Below are 14,145 nucleotides of genomic sequence, written 5' to 3'. Positions count from 1 at the left end.
CGGTTATCCCGCGCACCGCCGCGAAGGCAGGGCGCGGATGGCGATCAGGCTCCCGTCAGCATAGCGTCCGCCGGGGCGCTGGCGCGATGGGCGGCGGTGAGCTGGAAGTAGACGAAGCCCGCTGCCATGAAGGCCAGGAAGATCCCGGCGATCTGCAGGTTGAACCAGATCATCGCCGCCAGGCACAGCACGGCCAGCGCCAGGGCGATGCCCGGCACCACGGGGAAGCCCGGCGCGCGGAAGCTGCGTTCCAGGTGCGGCTCGCTGCGGCGCAGCTTGAACAGGCTGAGCATGCTCATGATGTACATGACGATGGCGCCGAACACGCTCATGGTGATCATCGCTGCGGTCAGGCTCATGCCCTGCAGGGCGATCAGGCCGTCGCTGTAGATCGCCGCGATGCCTACCAGGCCACCGGCGATGATTGCCCGGTGCGGGGTCTGGAAGCGCGACAGCTTGGCCAGCCCGCGAGGCAGGTAGCCGGCGCGCGCCAGGGCGAAGAACTGCCGCGAGTAACCGAGGATGATGCCGTGGAAGCTGGCGACCAGGCCGAACAGGCCGATCCACACCAGCATGTGCAGCCAGCCGGAGTTCTCGCCGACCACCATCTTCATCGCCTGTGGCAGTGGGTCGTTGATGCCCGACAGGGCCTTCCAGTCGCCCGCGCCGCCGGCGAACAGCATCACGCCGATGGCCAGTACCACCAGGGTCAGGATGCCGCTGACGTAGGCCTTGGGAATGGTGCGTTTCGGGTCCTTGGCTTCCTCGGCGGCCATGGCTGCGCCCTCGATGGCGAGGAAGAACCAGATGGCGAAGGGAATCGCCGCGAAGATGCCGCTGATCGCCGCGCCGCCGAAGCTGTCGGAGCCGGCCCAGCCATTGAGCACGAAGTTGCTGAAGCTGAAGCCTGGCGCGACCACGCCCATGAACACCAGCAACTCGCCCACTGCGAGAATGGTGACGATCAGCTCGAAGGTCGCCGCGATGCTGACGCCGAGGATATTCAGGGTCATGAAGATCAGGTACGCGCCAACCGCCGCGTGCTTCGGATCGAGGGACGGGAACTGCACGTTGAGGTAGGCGCCGATGGCCATGGCGATGGCCGGCGGGGCGAAGACGAACTCGATCAGCGTGGCGAGGCCCGCCACCAGTCCGCCTTTTTCGCCAAAGGCGCGGCGGCTGTAGGCGAAGGGCCCGCCGGCGTGAGGAATCGCCGTGGTCAGCTCGGTGAAGCTGAAGATGAAGCAGGTGTACATGGTTGCGACCAACAGCGTGGTGACGAGGAAGCCGAGAGTGCCGGCCACGCCCCAGCCATAGCTCCAGCCGAAGTACTCACCGGAAATCACCAGGCCCACGGCGATGCCCCACAGGTGCAGGGTGCCGAGGGTGGGTTTGAGTTGCGTGCTCATGCGACGTCTCCTGAAGAGAAAGCCAGAGAAGAGAAAGTCCGAACGAGGATGAAAAACACGACCCGCTGATTCGTGCAGTGGCCGTGCCATGCCCGGAGATCAGGTCGCAAAGCGTGGTTTCGCGTCGTTTCGTGAACATTCGCGGCACATTGCGTGCATCGATCAGGTGCGTGGCGATTCGTTCAGGTGCGCTGGGCGGCGCTTGTTGCACGGCGATGACCGCGGCGTGACGCTTCGCGGAGCCGCGACGGCTGTCACAGGATGGCAATCTGCCGCTGGTCTACTGGCGCCCATTCCAGCGACCGGAGATTCGCCGATGACCACCCGCGCCCTGCACGAGCTGTTGCGCCAGGTAGTGCCCTTGGCCCCGGAGTTGAGCATCAGCGATGTCGCCGATCGCTTCCTCGATGCCGAGCACCGCGCCTTCCTCTCGCTGCCCGTGGTGGACGAGGCCGGGCTGCCGCTGGGACTGGTCAGCCGCAACAGCCTGCAGGACATCTTCATGCAGCGCTTCGGCCGCGACCTCTGGGGCCGCCGCCCGGCCAGCGATGTGATGAATGCGCAGCCATTGAAGGTGCGCGCCGACCTGAGCCTCGAAGAAGCCTCGCAACAGGTCACCGCCCAACTGAGTTACCCGATCACCGAGGACTTCGTCCTGGTGGACGAGCAGGGACGCTACCTCGGCCTGGGCACGGTGCTCGATCTGCTGAAAGCCATGGAGCAGCGCGTCGCCCAGCGCAACCGCGTGCTCAACAAGACGCTGCAGGACCTGCGCGAATCCCAGGCGCAGCTGGTGCAGTCGGAGAAGATGGCCTCTCTCGGCCAGATGGTCGCCGGCGTCGCCCACGAGCTGAACACGCCGCTGGGCTATGTGAAGAACAACGTCGCGCTGCTGCGCGAGTTACTGGTTCCACTGCTCGGCCTTACCGAAGCCCAGACCCTGTTCAACGAATGCCTGGACGACCCGGCCTGCGACCCCGAGCAACTGGCTCGCGCCCGCTCAGCCTTCGAACAGGCCCGCGATGAAGCGGCGCTGGAACAACTGGTGGGCGATCTCGACCAGCTGTTCGGCGACACCGATTTCGGCCTGGCGCAGATCGGCGAGCTGGTCGGCGGCCTGAAGGACTTCGCCCGCCTGGACCGCGCTCGCAGCGAAGAGGTCGATCTCAACGACTGCGTGCGCAGCGCGCTGCTGATCGCCCGCAACAGCATCAAGGAAAAGGCCGAGGTTGCCACCCAACTGGGCGCGCTGCCCAAGGTTGCCTGCGCCGCCAGCCAGATCAACCAGGTGCTGCTCAACCTGCTGACCAACGCCGCCCAGGCCATGGAGAAGTTCGGCCTGATCCAGGTGAAATCCTGGGCGGACGAAACCCATGTGCACCTCTCGGTGCAGGACAACGGCAAGGGCATGGACGAGGAGGTGCGCGCGCGCATCTTCGACCCCTTCTTCACCACCAAGCCGGTGGGGCAGGGCACGGGCCTGGGCCTGTCGATCAGCTACAAGATCGTCCAGGACCACGGCGGCCGCATCCGCGTGGCGTCCGAACCCGGACGCGGCACGCGATTCCTCATCAGCCTGCCGATCCAGCAGGCCAGCGAACTGAAACGGAGCGCCTGAACATGAGTCAGCAGCCTGTCCGCATCCTCTTCGTCGACGACGAGGAACGCATCCTGCGCAGCCTTGCGATGCAGTTCCGCCGTCACTACGACGTGCTGGTGGAAACCGATCCGCACAAGGCCCTGCAGCGCCTGCGCGAGGAGCGCATCGATATTCTCGTCAGCGACCAGCGCATGCCGCAGATGACCGGCGCGGAGTTGCTCGCCCAGGCCCAGGAATTCGCCCCGGACACCCTGCGCATCCTGCTCACCGGTTACTCGGACCTCGACGCCGCGGTGGATGCGCTCAACAGCGGCGGTATCTTCCGCTACCTGACCAAGCCCTGGGACCCGCAGGAAATGGCCTTCACCCTGCGCCAGGCGGCCGAGATCGCCCAGCGCCAGGCGCCGGCCGAGCCCATCGATACCAAGGCGATCAGCCGCGTCGTTGCGCCGCTCAACGTGCTGCTGCTGGACGAAGATGCCGAGACCCTGGCCTGTGTCGGCGAGTTCTGCAGCGCCGGTACCCACCAACTGCACCGCGCGCGTAACCTCGCCGAGGCCATCGTGCGACTGAACAGCGAACCCATCGATATTCTGGTCAGTGACCTCAAGCTGGCCGGCGAGGACATCGCGCCGCTGCTCAAGTCCCTGGCCCAGGCTCATCCGCGCCTGCTGAGCATCGTCGTCACGCCGTTCCGCGACACCCAGGACCTCCTGGCGCTGATCAATCAGGCGCAGATCTTCCGCTACCTGCCCAAGCCGATCCGCCGCGGCCTGTTCGAGAAGGGCCTGAAGGCCGCCGCCGAGCAGGCGCTGCTCTGGCGCGCCCAGCCGGAGCAGAAAGTCGCGCGCATCGCCGAGGTGCCTCGCGAGGATCGTGAGCGGGAAAAAGTGGGCAGCCTGCTGGGCATGCTCGGCCGCCTGCGCGAGCGGCTGAGTGCCTGATCGCCGTCGGCGACGGAGCATTCCTGCCGGGCGGGCTACGGAAGTCGGCGCGTTTCTGCGACAATGCGCGCCGATTTTTTCGATACCCGCGAGAGAGCCCATGTCCGCCTGCCAGACCCCGATCATCGTCGCCCTGGATTTCCCCACCCGCGAAGCCGCGCTGGCGCTGGCTGACCAGCTCGATCCGAAGCTGTGCCGGGTGAAGGTGGGCAAGGAGCTGTTCACCAGTTGTGCCGCCGGTATCGTCGAGACTCTGAACAGCCGCGGCTTCGAAGTCTTCCTCGACCTGAAGTTCCACGACATCCCCAACACCACCGCGATGGCCGTGCGCGCCGCCGCGGAAATGGGCGTGTGGATGGTCAACGTGCACTGCTCCGGCGGCCTGCGCATGATGAGTGCCTGTCGCGAGACCCTGGACGCCTTCAATGGCCCGTCGCCGCTGCTGATCGGCGTGACCGTGCTGACCAGCATGGAGCGCGAGGACCTGGCAGGCATCGGCCTGGACGTCGAGCCGCAGGAGCAGGTACTTCGCCTGGCTGCGCTGGCGCAGAAGGCCGGCATGGACGGCCTGGTCTGCTCCGCCCAGGAAGCGCCGGCGCTGAAGGCCGCGCACCCGGCACTGCAACTGGTCACCCCCGGCATCCGCCCGGCCGGCAGCGCCCAGGACGACCAACGCCGCATCCTCACCCCGCGCCAGGCGCTGGACAACGGCTCCGACTACCTGGTGATCGGCCGCCCGATCAGCCAGGCCGCCGACCCGGCCAAGGCACTCGCCGAGATCGCTGCCAGCCTGGCCTGACGCCTTTCTCCAGGCATGAAAAAGCCCGCATCGCTGCGGGCTTTTTTGCTTTTCGTAGGAGCGAGTGGTACGCCCAGTCCTTGCTCGCGAACAAATCTGCCGGCAGCACATGAGCTGGGCGGTTCGCGAGCAAGCTCGCTCCTACAGGTTTCAGCTGTGCGCTTGAGCGGTGGTTTGCGCGCGATTGATCAGCCGCTCGCGCACAACGTCGTACACCCAGTTGAACACCAGCGCGTAGGGCAGGAAGAACAGCACCAGGCCGATGTCGAGGATGAAGGCTTCCAGCAGGCTCACCGACAGCCACCAGGCGGCCAGCGGCACCAGCAGGACGATCAGGCCGAGCTCGAACAGCGAGGCGTGCAGCACGCGCACCGACAGGGTACGGCTGAAGCCCATGCGATTCTGCGCACGGTCGAAGGCGGCGTTGAACAGCATGTTCCACACGGTGGCAATGGCCGAGAACATCAGGGTCATGGCGCCCATGTGGCCCAGGGGTTTGTCCATCAGCCAGGCCAGGGTCGGCGCGCAGATGACGACCGCCAGCAGTTCGAAAAGGCCGGCGTGGAACATCCGTTCCTTCAGGGTTTTAGTCGGGCTCATGGGGTTTCTCCAGATAAGGCAGTGGCAGGCCGACTCCGTCGGTCTGGCGCCATTATCATCGGTCGACCGGCTGGATATAAGTTGGATACCATCGGCTTAACCGATGGTAGAGGTATCGCTCGATGCAATATTCTCCCGAATCCCTGCAGGCCTTCGCCGAGGCCGCATGCCTGGGCTCGTTCAGCGCCGCCGCGCGCAAGCTGGGCAAGAGCCAGTCCACTGTCAGCGAGGCCATCGCGCGGTTGGAGATCGACCTCGGGCTGACCCTGTTCGACCGCAGCAGCCGTCAGCCGCAACTGACCGAAGCCGGCCACGCGCTGCTTGGGCGGGTGGAGGAAGTGCTGATGGCCAACGACCGCCTCGGCCAGCTCGCCCATCAACTCGTTGGGGGGCTGGAATCGCGGGTGACCCTGGCGATGTCGGACACCTATCAGTCCGCCGAATTCGAGGCGCGGCTGGCGGAGATCGATGCGCGCTACCCGGACCTGGAGTTCGAGTGGCTGATCGCCGAGGACAGTGATGTGCTCGATCTGGTCGTGCAGGGGCGCGCCAGCCTGGGGCTGCTTGCCGCCCAAAAGGATTACGCGCCGGATATCAGCTCGGCGACCTTGAGCGAACAGGCCGAGTTCGGCCTGTTCGTCAGCCGCGACCACCCGCTGGCTGGCCGCGAACACGTGGAGCGCGAGGACCTGCTGGCCTACCGCGCGTTGCGCCTGAATACCTACCTGGACGACGCCGCGCCGATGCTGGGCGGGCGCTGCTGGAGCGCACCGAACTACCTGCTGCTGCTGGACATGGCAGTGCTGGGCTTTGGCTGGATCGAATTGCCCAGCTGGATGGTAGGACGCTTCGCCGGCGGGCGTATGCAGGAGCTGAAGGTCGCCGGCTGGCCGCGTCGGGTGGCGGTGGACGTGATCTGGTCGCGACAGCGTCGCTTGGGGCCAGCCGCGAGTTGGCTGGCAGAGCGCCTGCTGGGGCGCTGAGGCGCTCTGGGTCACAGATTGCGGACTAAATGTGTCGAGGCCTTTGATGCTCCGGCCGGGACCAGTAGGATCGGAGTTTTCCGGGGAAGAGAGGTCAGGATGCACGCCAAGCTGGAGAATTGTCTGAAGGCAGTCGACCAGGTCCTGCTCGGCAAGGAGGTGCAAGTGCGGTTGGCCCTGACCTGCCTGCTGGCGCGCGGTCACCTCCTCATCGAAGACTTGCCCGGCATGGGCAAGACCACCCTCAGCCATGCCCTGGCGCGCGTGCTGGGCCTGGGGTTCCAGCGTATCCAGTTCACTTCCGACCTGCTGCCCGGCGATGTGCTGGGCACTTCGGTGTTCGACAAGGACAGCGGGCAGTTCGTCTTCCACCCCGGGCCGATCTTCTCCGAACTGGTGCTGGCCGACGAGATAAACCGCGCCACCCCCAAGAGCCAGAGCGCGCTGCTCGAGGCCATGGAGGAAGGGCAGGTGACCATCGAAGGCGCGACCCGCCCGCTACCCGAACCCTTCTTCGTCATCGCCACGCAGAACCCGGTAACCCAGGGCGGCACCTTTGCTTTGCCCGAATCCCAGCTCGACCGCTTCCTCATGCGCCTGTCCCTGGGCTACCCCGGCCGCGCCGCCGAGAAGGCTTTGTTGCTGGGCGAAGCTCGCCGCGACCTGCTGCCGCGCCTGGAGCCGATGCTCGACCCGCAGGAACTGCAGGCGCTGCAGGGCGAAGTGCTGGCGGTGCGCGCCAGCGATGCGCTGGTGGACTACGTGCTGCGTCTGGTGGAAGCCACGCGCACCCAGCCGGCCTTTGCCCTGGGCCTGTCACCGCGCGGCAGTCTGGCACTGCTGGCGGCGGCTCGCGCCTGGGCGTTGCTGGCCGGGCGCGACTACGTGATCCCGGAGGACGTACAGGCCGTGCTGCCCTCGGTGGCCGGCCACCGCCTGCGCGACCAGGCCGACCCGGCCGGGCACGGTGGCGGTGCGTTGGTGCAGTGGCTGTTGCGCGAAGTCCCGGCTCTCTGAGGGGCACGCCATGCTCGTCAGGGTCAGGCCGTTGTGGCAGAGCTGGATAGCCCGGCGAATTCCGCCGGCACCTTCGCTGCAACTCAATCAGCGGCGCATCTTCATCATCCCTACCCGGCAGGGTCTGGCGTTCGGCGTCGCGCTGTTGCTGATGCTGCTGACCGCGATCAACTACCAGAACAGCCTGGCCTATGGCCTGACCTTCCTGCTGTTGTCGCTGTTCATCGTCGCCATCCTCCACACCTACCGCAACCTGGGCGGCCTGCGCCTGACGGCGCTGGGCGCGCAGCCAGTGTTCGTCGGCGAGCAGGCAGCTTTCCGAGTGCGCCTGGAAGGCGAAGGGCGCAACCGGCAGGCCATCGGCCTGGGTTGGGAGGCCGAGCGCATGCAGTTCGCCGATGTTACGGCGGACCGCGCCGAAGAGCTGCTGCTGAGCGTGCCAGCCGAGCGCCGTGGCTGGTTGCGCCCTGGTCGCTTGCGGGTGGAGAGTCGCTTCCCGCTGGGCTTGCTGGTCGCCTGGAGCTGGGTCGACCTGGACCAGTCGGTGCTGGTCTACCCGCATCCGCAGCCCGGCGACCTGCCGCTGGAAAGCGGGGCGGCGGAGAACGACGAGGAGGGCGTGCGGCCCAGCGGGCGCGGCGTCGATGATTACCAGGGGCTGCGCCCCTACCAGCCGGGCGACTCGCGCCGGCGCTTGCACTGGAAGGCCTACTCCCGTGGCCAGGGTCTGCTGGTGAAGGATTTCTCTGCGCTGGCCGGGCGCAATGTCTGGCTGGAGTTCGACAGCCTGGGCGGCGACACCGAGGGGCGTCTGTCCCGGCTGTGCTTCTGGGTCCTGCAGCTCACGCTGCGTCAGCAGCCTTTCGGCCTGCGCCTGCCGGATGCGCAACTGGCGGTCGGCCTGGATGATGCCCATCGCGATGCCTGCCTGCGCGCTCTGGCGTTGTACGGGACGAAGCGATGAGCAGTGCGACCGCCACTTCCGCCCAGCCCATTCCACGGGTGGCCCTGACCTGGCTGCTGGTGGCTCAGGCGGTGGTGATCATTCCGCACCTGGAACACCTGCCGCTGTGGATCGTCGCCCTCTGGCTGGGGTGCGCGGCCTGGCGCATCCAGGTGTTCCGCATGCGCGCCAACTACCCCAGTGGCATCGCCAAGCTGGCGCTGGTGGCGGTGGCCGGGTTGGGCGTGTGGTTTTCCCGCGGCTCGCTGATCGGCCTGGATGCCGGCGTGGTGCTGCTGATCTCGGCCTTCGTGGTCAAGCTGGTGGAGCTCAAGACCCGCCGCGATGCCTGGGTGCTGATCCTGCTGGGGTTCTTCGCAGTCACCACCAGTTACCTGTTCCAGGACGACATCCTCGCCGCTGCCTTCAGCCTGCTGCCGGTGCTGGCGCTGCTGGCGGCGGCCATCGGCCTGCAGCAGAGCAGTTTCGCCGTGCGCCCGATGGTCACCTTGCGCCTGGCCGGCGGCCTGCTGCTGCAAGCCTTGCCGTTGATGCTGCTGCTGTTCCTGCTGTTCCCGCGCATGGGGCCGCTGTGGTCGCTGCCAGTGCCGGGCGACAAATCCATGACCGGGCTGAGTGACAGCATGGCGCCCGGCGACATGGTGGACCTGAGCCAGTCTCCTGCGCTGGCCTTTCGGGTGAGCTTCGACGGCAGCCCGCCGCCCCGCTCGCAACTGTACTGGCGCGCCTTGACCCTGGAGCGCTTCGACGGCGCGCGTTGGAGCGCGGCGCTCCAGCGTGGAGATCATGCGCCGCAATGGCAGCGGCAGGGGCAGCCCTTGCAGTACCAGGTGATCATGGAGCCCAACGGTCGGTCGTGGCTGTTCACCCTGGATGTGGCGCAGACCAGTCTGGGCGATGCGCGGATGATGAGCGACTTCCACCTGGAACGGCGCCTGCCGGTACGCCAGGGGCTGCTCTACCGCGCCACCTCCTGGCCGGACGCTCTGCTGGAGCCGGACGACGCCGCCCGCGCACAGCGGATCAACCTTGCCTTGCCGCAGGGTGGCAATCCCCGGGCCCGCTCCTGGGCGCGACAACTGCGCGAACGCTACCCACAGCCGGCCGAGCTGGTGCAGGCGATGCTCCGGCACTTCCGCGAACAGCCGTTCCGCTACACGCTCCGCCCGCCGGATGTTGGCGCGGAGCGCATCGACGGTTTCCTGTTCGACACCCGGGCCGGCTTCTGCGAGCACTATGCCGGTGCCATGACCTTCGTCCTGCGCGCGGCGGGGATTCCGGCTCGTGTGGTCACCGGCTACCAGGGGGGCGAGGCCAGCGCGTCGGGCAATTACCTGGCGATCCGCCAGTTCGATGCCCACGCCTGGGTGGAGTACTGGCAGCAGGGCCGCGGATGGACGCGCGTTGATCCCACGGGCGCCGTATCGCCCGAGCGGATCGAGCAAGGGTTGGAGGCGGCCATGAGCCAGGAAGGCAGCTTCCTCGAGGCTGATCCGTTTTCGCCCCTGCGCTACCGGAACTTCGCGCTCCTCAACCAACTGCGCATGGCCTGGGACGACGTCAACTACGGCTGGCAGCGCTGGGTGCTGGGTTACCAGGCCGAACAGCAGGGCGACATGTTGAAGAACTGGTTCGGCGGGCTGGACCGGCAATGGATCGGCGCCCTGCTGGTGGGCGGCGGCGCGCTGTTGCTGGCTGTGCTGGCTCTGGTGCTGTTCAAGCCCTGGCGGCGTTCCACCGATCTCCAGTTGCAGAGCTTCCAGCGCTTCGAAAGGATGCTCGCTCCCCTGGGGGTGCATCGCGAGCCGGGGGAGGGCGCGCGGGATTTCTGCCGGCGCGCGAGCAAAGTCCTCCCGGCCCATGCCCAGGCGATCCGCAGCTACCTGGAAGCCTTCGAAGCGCAGCGCTATGGCGGAGCTGCCACGGCACCGGCCGAATTGCGCGCGCACCTGGCGCGCCTGCGACGCGAACTGCCCTGGCGCTTGTGGTCTGCGCGCAGGAACGGAACGTGACATCGCGGCCCTTGCCGCTGTGCCGGTGGGGGCTAACCTGATATTTCACCCTCTGGAGTGGAGCCTGCCGTGACCTCCTTCTGCGATTACCTGGTAAGCCATCTGATCGAGCAGGAGGTCGCGTTGTTCTCCGCGTCCTCCCGCCTGAAGGCCGAGTCCGATCCCGAAGCGCTGCATGACCTGCGCATCGCCGTGCGCCGGCTGCGCAGCCTGCTGCACCCGGTGCGCGGCATGCCGGGTATCGATGAACTGGAGCAGGCCCTGGGCGACATGGGCCGGCTCAGTGGCCCGCTGCGCGATCTCGAAGTGCTGCTGCCGGTTCTTGAGGCCGAAGGCTACGACCGTGCCGCGGCTCTGCGACGCCCGGCGCTGATCTCCGGCTACGCCACGCTGCTTGCCAGCCCGCAGTGGGAGCGCCTGATGATGCGCCTGGATGGCTGGCCACAGTTGTGGCGCACCTCCGAGCGCCACGGCGTGCTCAAGGGGCTGCAGGGCAAGGTGGAGAAGCGCCTGGCGAAGGAGTGGCAGAAGCTTCGCGAGGCGCTGAAAGACCCGGCCCATGACCGTCATCGCCTGCGCCTGCTGATCAAGCGGGTGCGCTATTCGCTGGAGGCCTATCCGAAGGAGTCCGCCGTGCCGCAACGCCTGCTGGCGCCGCTGAAGGACGCGCAATCGGCGCTGGGCGACTGGCATGACTACGAGCAGTGGCTGATCCGCAGCGAGCGCGAACTCGACCTGATGCCCTTGCAGCCGCACTGGAACGCCCGCCACGACCTCGCCGAACGCCTCGCCGATGAGAGCCTGGAGGCCCTGCAGAAAGCGCTGCATAGGGCTCATTGATGACAGGGCATTTCCTGCAAGGGACAAGGCTTTGGATGGTTTGCCGGGACCGCCGGTGCCCCTAAGATCGCCACCAGCTGCCATTCTCCAGAAGCCTCAGGGAAGTCCGATCATGTCCTTCAGCGAAATGCTCCGGGCGGTGCGTGCCGCACCGCTGTCCATTGTCATCCCCGCCAACTGGGCGCAGGGCCGTGCGAGTTTCGGAGGCCTGGTGGCGGCGCTGGCCTATGAGGCCATGGCGTCGGTGGCCGAGGCCGGGCGCCCGGTGCGCTCGCTGGCGATCACTTTCGTCGGTCCCATCGAGGTGGAGGTGCCGGTGAGCTTCGAGGCGGAGGTCCTGCGCGAGGGCAAGTCGGTCAGCCAGGTGTTCTGCCGCGCGGTGCAGAACGGGCAGGTGGTACTGCTGGCGCAAGGCAGCTTCGGTGTGGGACGCGAATCCACCGTGCAGATGGATGGCCTGCCGCCACCGGTCTTCAACGCCGTCGAGGACTGCCAGGAGCTGCCGTACATTCGCAAGCTGATGCCGGCCTTCACCCAGAACATCGCCATGCGCTGGGCGGTCGGGCACATGCCGTTCTCGGCCAGTCGCGAGCGCGAGATGGGAGGCTGGATGCGCTTCCGCGGCGACGACGTGGGCGAGGAGCCGATGGAGATCAGCCACCTGCTGGCGCTGATCGACGCCTGGCCGCCAGCCAACCTGCCGCATCTGAAATCGCCAGCGCCTTCCAGCTCGCTGACCTGGACCGTGGAGTTCGTCCAGCCGCTGCCCTCGATGCCGGCCAATGGCTGGTGCCAGTACCTGGCGACCATCGAGCATGCCCGCGACGGTTACGGGCACATCGCGGCCCAGACCTGGTCGGCCGATGGCCAGCTCCTGGCGATCGGCCGGCAGACGGTGACCATCTTCGGCTAGGGCTGCCCCGCTAAGCGCCGGGTGCGGTCTCCGTGCGGTTGCGGCCGCCGGCCTTGGCCCGGTAGAGCGCCCGGTCGGCGCGAGCGAGCAGGTCTTCCAGGCGCAGTTCGCCTTCGCGACGCGCCGCCACGCCGATACTCAGGGTGAGGCGCACGCGGCTGCCGTCTTCGCTGGTGAAGGACAGCGCCTGCACGCTGTTGCGCACCCGCTCGGCGACCTGCAGCGCCTGCGGCAGGTCGGTTTCGGGAAGGATCGCGGCGAACTCCTCGCCACCCAGGCGGCCGAGCAGGTCCACTTCGCGCAACCCGTGCGTCAGCTCCTTCGCCACGGCTTGAAGCACTGCATCTCCGAAGGCGTGGCCGTGGGTATCGTTGATCGGCTTGAAGAAGTCGATGTCGAGCATCAGCGCCGAGCACTGGCGGTCGTAGCGCTGTGCGCTCTTGAGCAGGGCAACGCCACGTTTGACGAAGGCATGGCGGTTCTGCAGGCCGGTCAGCGGATCGGTGGTGGCCAGCAGGCGCAGTTCCTGCTCCATGGTCTTGCGCTGGTTGATGTCGAAGCTCCACACCAGCGAGGCGGGCCGGCCGTCTATTTCCATCTTCCGTGCCCAGACGATGGCCCAGTAGGCCGGGTTGCCCGCCAGGCGGGTTTCCCAGCTGTCGAGCTGGCCGTTGTCGGCCAGGGACTGGCGGAAGCGTGCTTCCTCGTCGGGATCGTCGAACAGCCGATGCAGGGTGAAGGGCTCGTGCGGGCGGATGCCGGTGCGCTGCAACAGGCGCGGGCTGACGTAGTGGGCGCGGGAGTCTTCGTCGCTGAGCAGCGCCACGTCGCTGGGGCTGGTGTCGAGGATGTAGCGCAGCAGCGACTTGCGTTCGCTCAATTCCAGGGTGCGCTGCTCGACGCGCTGCTCCAGCGACTGGTTGAGGTCATGCAGGCGCTGGGTGAGCAGGAGCTTGCGCCGCGAATTGGCGATCACCCGCAAGGCCAGCAGCACACTGCACAGGCCGAGGCCGAAAAGCACCCAGGCCAGCAGGTTGAAGGCGCGCTGCAGGTCCAGGCGCTCGGCGTCCATGTAATTGGTCAGGGCGATATTGGTGACTACTACCAGTTCGTGCGTGGGTTCGAGCAGGGGCGGCAGCTCGCGCAGCATCTCGCCGGCCAGCAGCTTCGCGGCCTGCGGCTGACCCCAGGGCGCGCGCTTGAGCCAGGCGTCACTCAGGCGCTGGATCTTCTCCAGGGTCGCCTGCACTTCCGGACGAGGTACGACCAGGTAGCCATAGACGGGCGTATGGCGCAGCGGCGGCAGGAGGCTGGCGAGCACTTCGACGCGTGTTGCCAGGGCATCGCTGTCGCTCTCCCCGGCGAGTACCTGCCGGGCGCTGTTCAACGAGCGCTCCAGCTCGGCGCGCAGCTGGTAGGCCTGCCACAGCTCGCTGTGGGCATCGGGGTGTGCCAACTGGCGTACGTGCTGGTGCACCATCAGCAGTGCGGCGCCGGCGCCGGCGGTCAGCGCCGCGATCAGGCCGCTGAGGATGATGACGGTCAGGCGGCGATAGCGCCGCCTGGGAAGTTGCGGGGGCACGGCGATCACTCCAGGGTAATGCGGCTTACCTGCCAGACGGTGCGGTTGAAATAGACCTGGGTCCGCAACTCCGGGTGATCGAGCATCGGGTAGATGACGAACAGCGGGCCGCGCTCGGCGATACCGATGGATTGGCCGTCGCGGCGGTAGGCGAGGATCGGGTCGAAGGCGTCGAGGTCGCTCAATGGAATCAGCGCCGAATAGTCGTTGAGTGCCTCGACCCGCAGGCGCTGGGCGTCGCCGCGTTCGAAGCCGGCGAGCAGGGTGCTCAGGCGCACGCCTTGCCAGTCATGGACCTGGGTTTCGTCCGGGAGCATCGAGCGCCGCTCGCTCTGCGGCAGCGCTTCAAGCTCGCGCAGGCTGTAGTGGCGCTGGAGTTGCGGCTGGCCTTTCACTGCAATGGTCAGCACAGTGCGCTCGGCCGCCGGCTGCGGGGCTGAGTGCACGGTCGTGACAATAAACAGGCAGGTAAAAATGCCAAT

General features: G+C 67.1%; 13 protein-coding genes. 9 read left to right on the top strand and 4 right to left on the bottom strand.

The features are described 5' to 3' along the window. Window positions 1–44: 44 nt before the first annotated feature. The gene (eat, locus tag G4G71_RS19925; RefSeq protein WP_169939682.1) at window positions 45–1,409 is read right to left on the bottom strand and encodes an ethanolamine permease; all 1,365 of its coding nucleotides are present in this window, start codon (window positions 1,407–1,409) and stop codon (window positions 45–47) included. A 316-nt stretch (window positions 1,410–1,725) separates the two neighbouring features. Here eat and G4G71_RS19920 point away from each other — a divergent pair, with 316 nt between their 5' ends. The 3 genes from G4G71_RS19920 (at window position 1,726) to pyrF (ending at window position 4,752) form a co-directional block, all read left to right on the top strand. Beyond that, complete coding sequence (locus tag G4G71_RS19920; RefSeq protein WP_169939681.1) at window positions 1,726–3,027, top strand: sensor histidine kinase; 1,302 nt, start codon at window positions 1,726–1,728, stop codon at window positions 3,025–3,027. A gap of 2 nt (window positions 3,028–3,029) precedes the next feature. After that, complete coding sequence (locus G4G71_RS19915; protein ID WP_169939680.1) at window positions 3,030–3,953, top strand: response regulator; 924 nt, start codon at window positions 3,030–3,032, stop codon at window positions 3,951–3,953. 100 nt (window positions 3,954–4,053) lie between these two features. After that, on the top strand, window positions 4,054–4,752 hold the full coding sequence (gene pyrF / locus G4G71_RS19910) for an orotidine-5'-phosphate decarboxylase (protein ID WP_024764511.1): 699 nt from the start codon (window positions 4,054–4,056) through the stop codon (window positions 4,750–4,752). 150 nt (window positions 4,753–4,902) lie between these two features. Here pyrF and G4G71_RS19905 read toward each other — a convergent pair whose 3' ends face one another. Further along, window positions 4,903–5,352: a multidrug/biocide efflux PACE transporter gene (locus G4G71_RS19905; protein ID WP_169939679.1), complete on the bottom strand. Its 450-nt coding sequence runs from the start codon at window positions 5,350–5,352 to the stop codon at window positions 4,903–4,905. Window positions 5,353–5,474: 122 nt separating this feature from the next. Between G4G71_RS19905 and G4G71_RS19900 the strand changes: the two genes are divergently transcribed. The 6 genes from G4G71_RS19900 (at window position 5,475) to G4G71_RS19875 (ending at window position 12,081) form a co-directional block, all read left to right on the top strand. Beyond that, on the top strand, window positions 5,475–6,335 hold the full coding sequence (locus G4G71_RS19900; RefSeq protein ID WP_169939678.1) for a LysR family transcriptional regulator: 861 nt from the start codon (window positions 5,475–5,477) through the stop codon (window positions 6,333–6,335). Between the two features lie 99 nt (window positions 6,336–6,434). Continuing rightward, entirely contained in the window at window positions 6,435–7,352 is a 918-nt protein-coding gene (locus G4G71_RS19895; protein ID WP_169939677.1) for an AAA family ATPase, read from the top strand. 10 nt (window positions 7,353–7,362) lie between these two features. Then, complete coding sequence (locus tag G4G71_RS19890; protein WP_169939676.1) at window positions 7,363–8,316, top strand: DUF58 domain-containing protein; 954 nt, start codon at window positions 7,363–7,365, stop codon at window positions 8,314–8,316. Then, window positions 8,313–10,328, top strand: coding sequence for a transglutaminase TgpA family protein (locus G4G71_RS19885; RefSeq protein ID WP_169939675.1), 2,016 nt, complete (start codon window positions 8,313–8,315; stop codon window positions 10,326–10,328). Before G4G71_RS19890 ends, G4G71_RS19885 begins: the two co-directional genes overlap by 4 nt. A 69-nt stretch (window positions 10,329–10,397) precedes the next feature. Beyond that, window positions 10,398–11,168: a CHAD domain-containing protein gene (locus G4G71_RS19880; RefSeq protein ID WP_169939674.1), complete on the top strand. Its 771-nt coding sequence runs from the start codon at window positions 10,398–10,400 to the stop codon at window positions 11,166–11,168. A gap of 112 nt (window positions 11,169–11,280) precedes the next feature. Then, window positions 11,281–12,081 (top strand): acyl-CoA thioesterase, encoded by an 801-nt coding sequence (locus G4G71_RS19875; protein WP_169939673.1) that lies wholly within the window; start codon window positions 11,281–11,283, stop codon window positions 12,079–12,081. Window positions 12,082–12,091: 10 nt separating this feature from the next. On the opposite strand, the gene G4G71_RS19870 is transcribed toward G4G71_RS19875, so the two are convergent. Next, window positions 12,092–13,669 (bottom strand): GGDEF domain-containing protein, encoded by a 1,578-nt coding sequence (locus G4G71_RS19870; protein ID WP_420826024.1) that lies wholly within the window; start codon window positions 13,667–13,669, stop codon window positions 12,092–12,094. Further along, on the bottom strand, window positions 13,669–14,073 hold the full coding sequence (locus G4G71_RS19865) for a putative pterin-binding protein (protein ID WP_169939671.1): 405 nt from the start codon (window positions 14,071–14,073) through the stop codon (window positions 13,669–13,671). The genes G4G71_RS19870 and G4G71_RS19865 overlap by 1 nt, the downstream gene beginning before the upstream one ends. Window positions 14,074–14,145: the final 72 nt, after the last annotated feature.

The organism is Pseudomonas multiresinivorans (assembly GCF_012971725.1).
Classification (GTDB): domain Bacteria; phylum Pseudomonadota; class Gammaproteobacteria; order Pseudomonadales; family Pseudomonadaceae; genus Pseudomonas; species Pseudomonas multiresinivorans.
The sequence above is the reverse complement of the archived record's forward strand: the minus strand, read 5'-3'. Positions and strand labels throughout refer to the sequence as shown.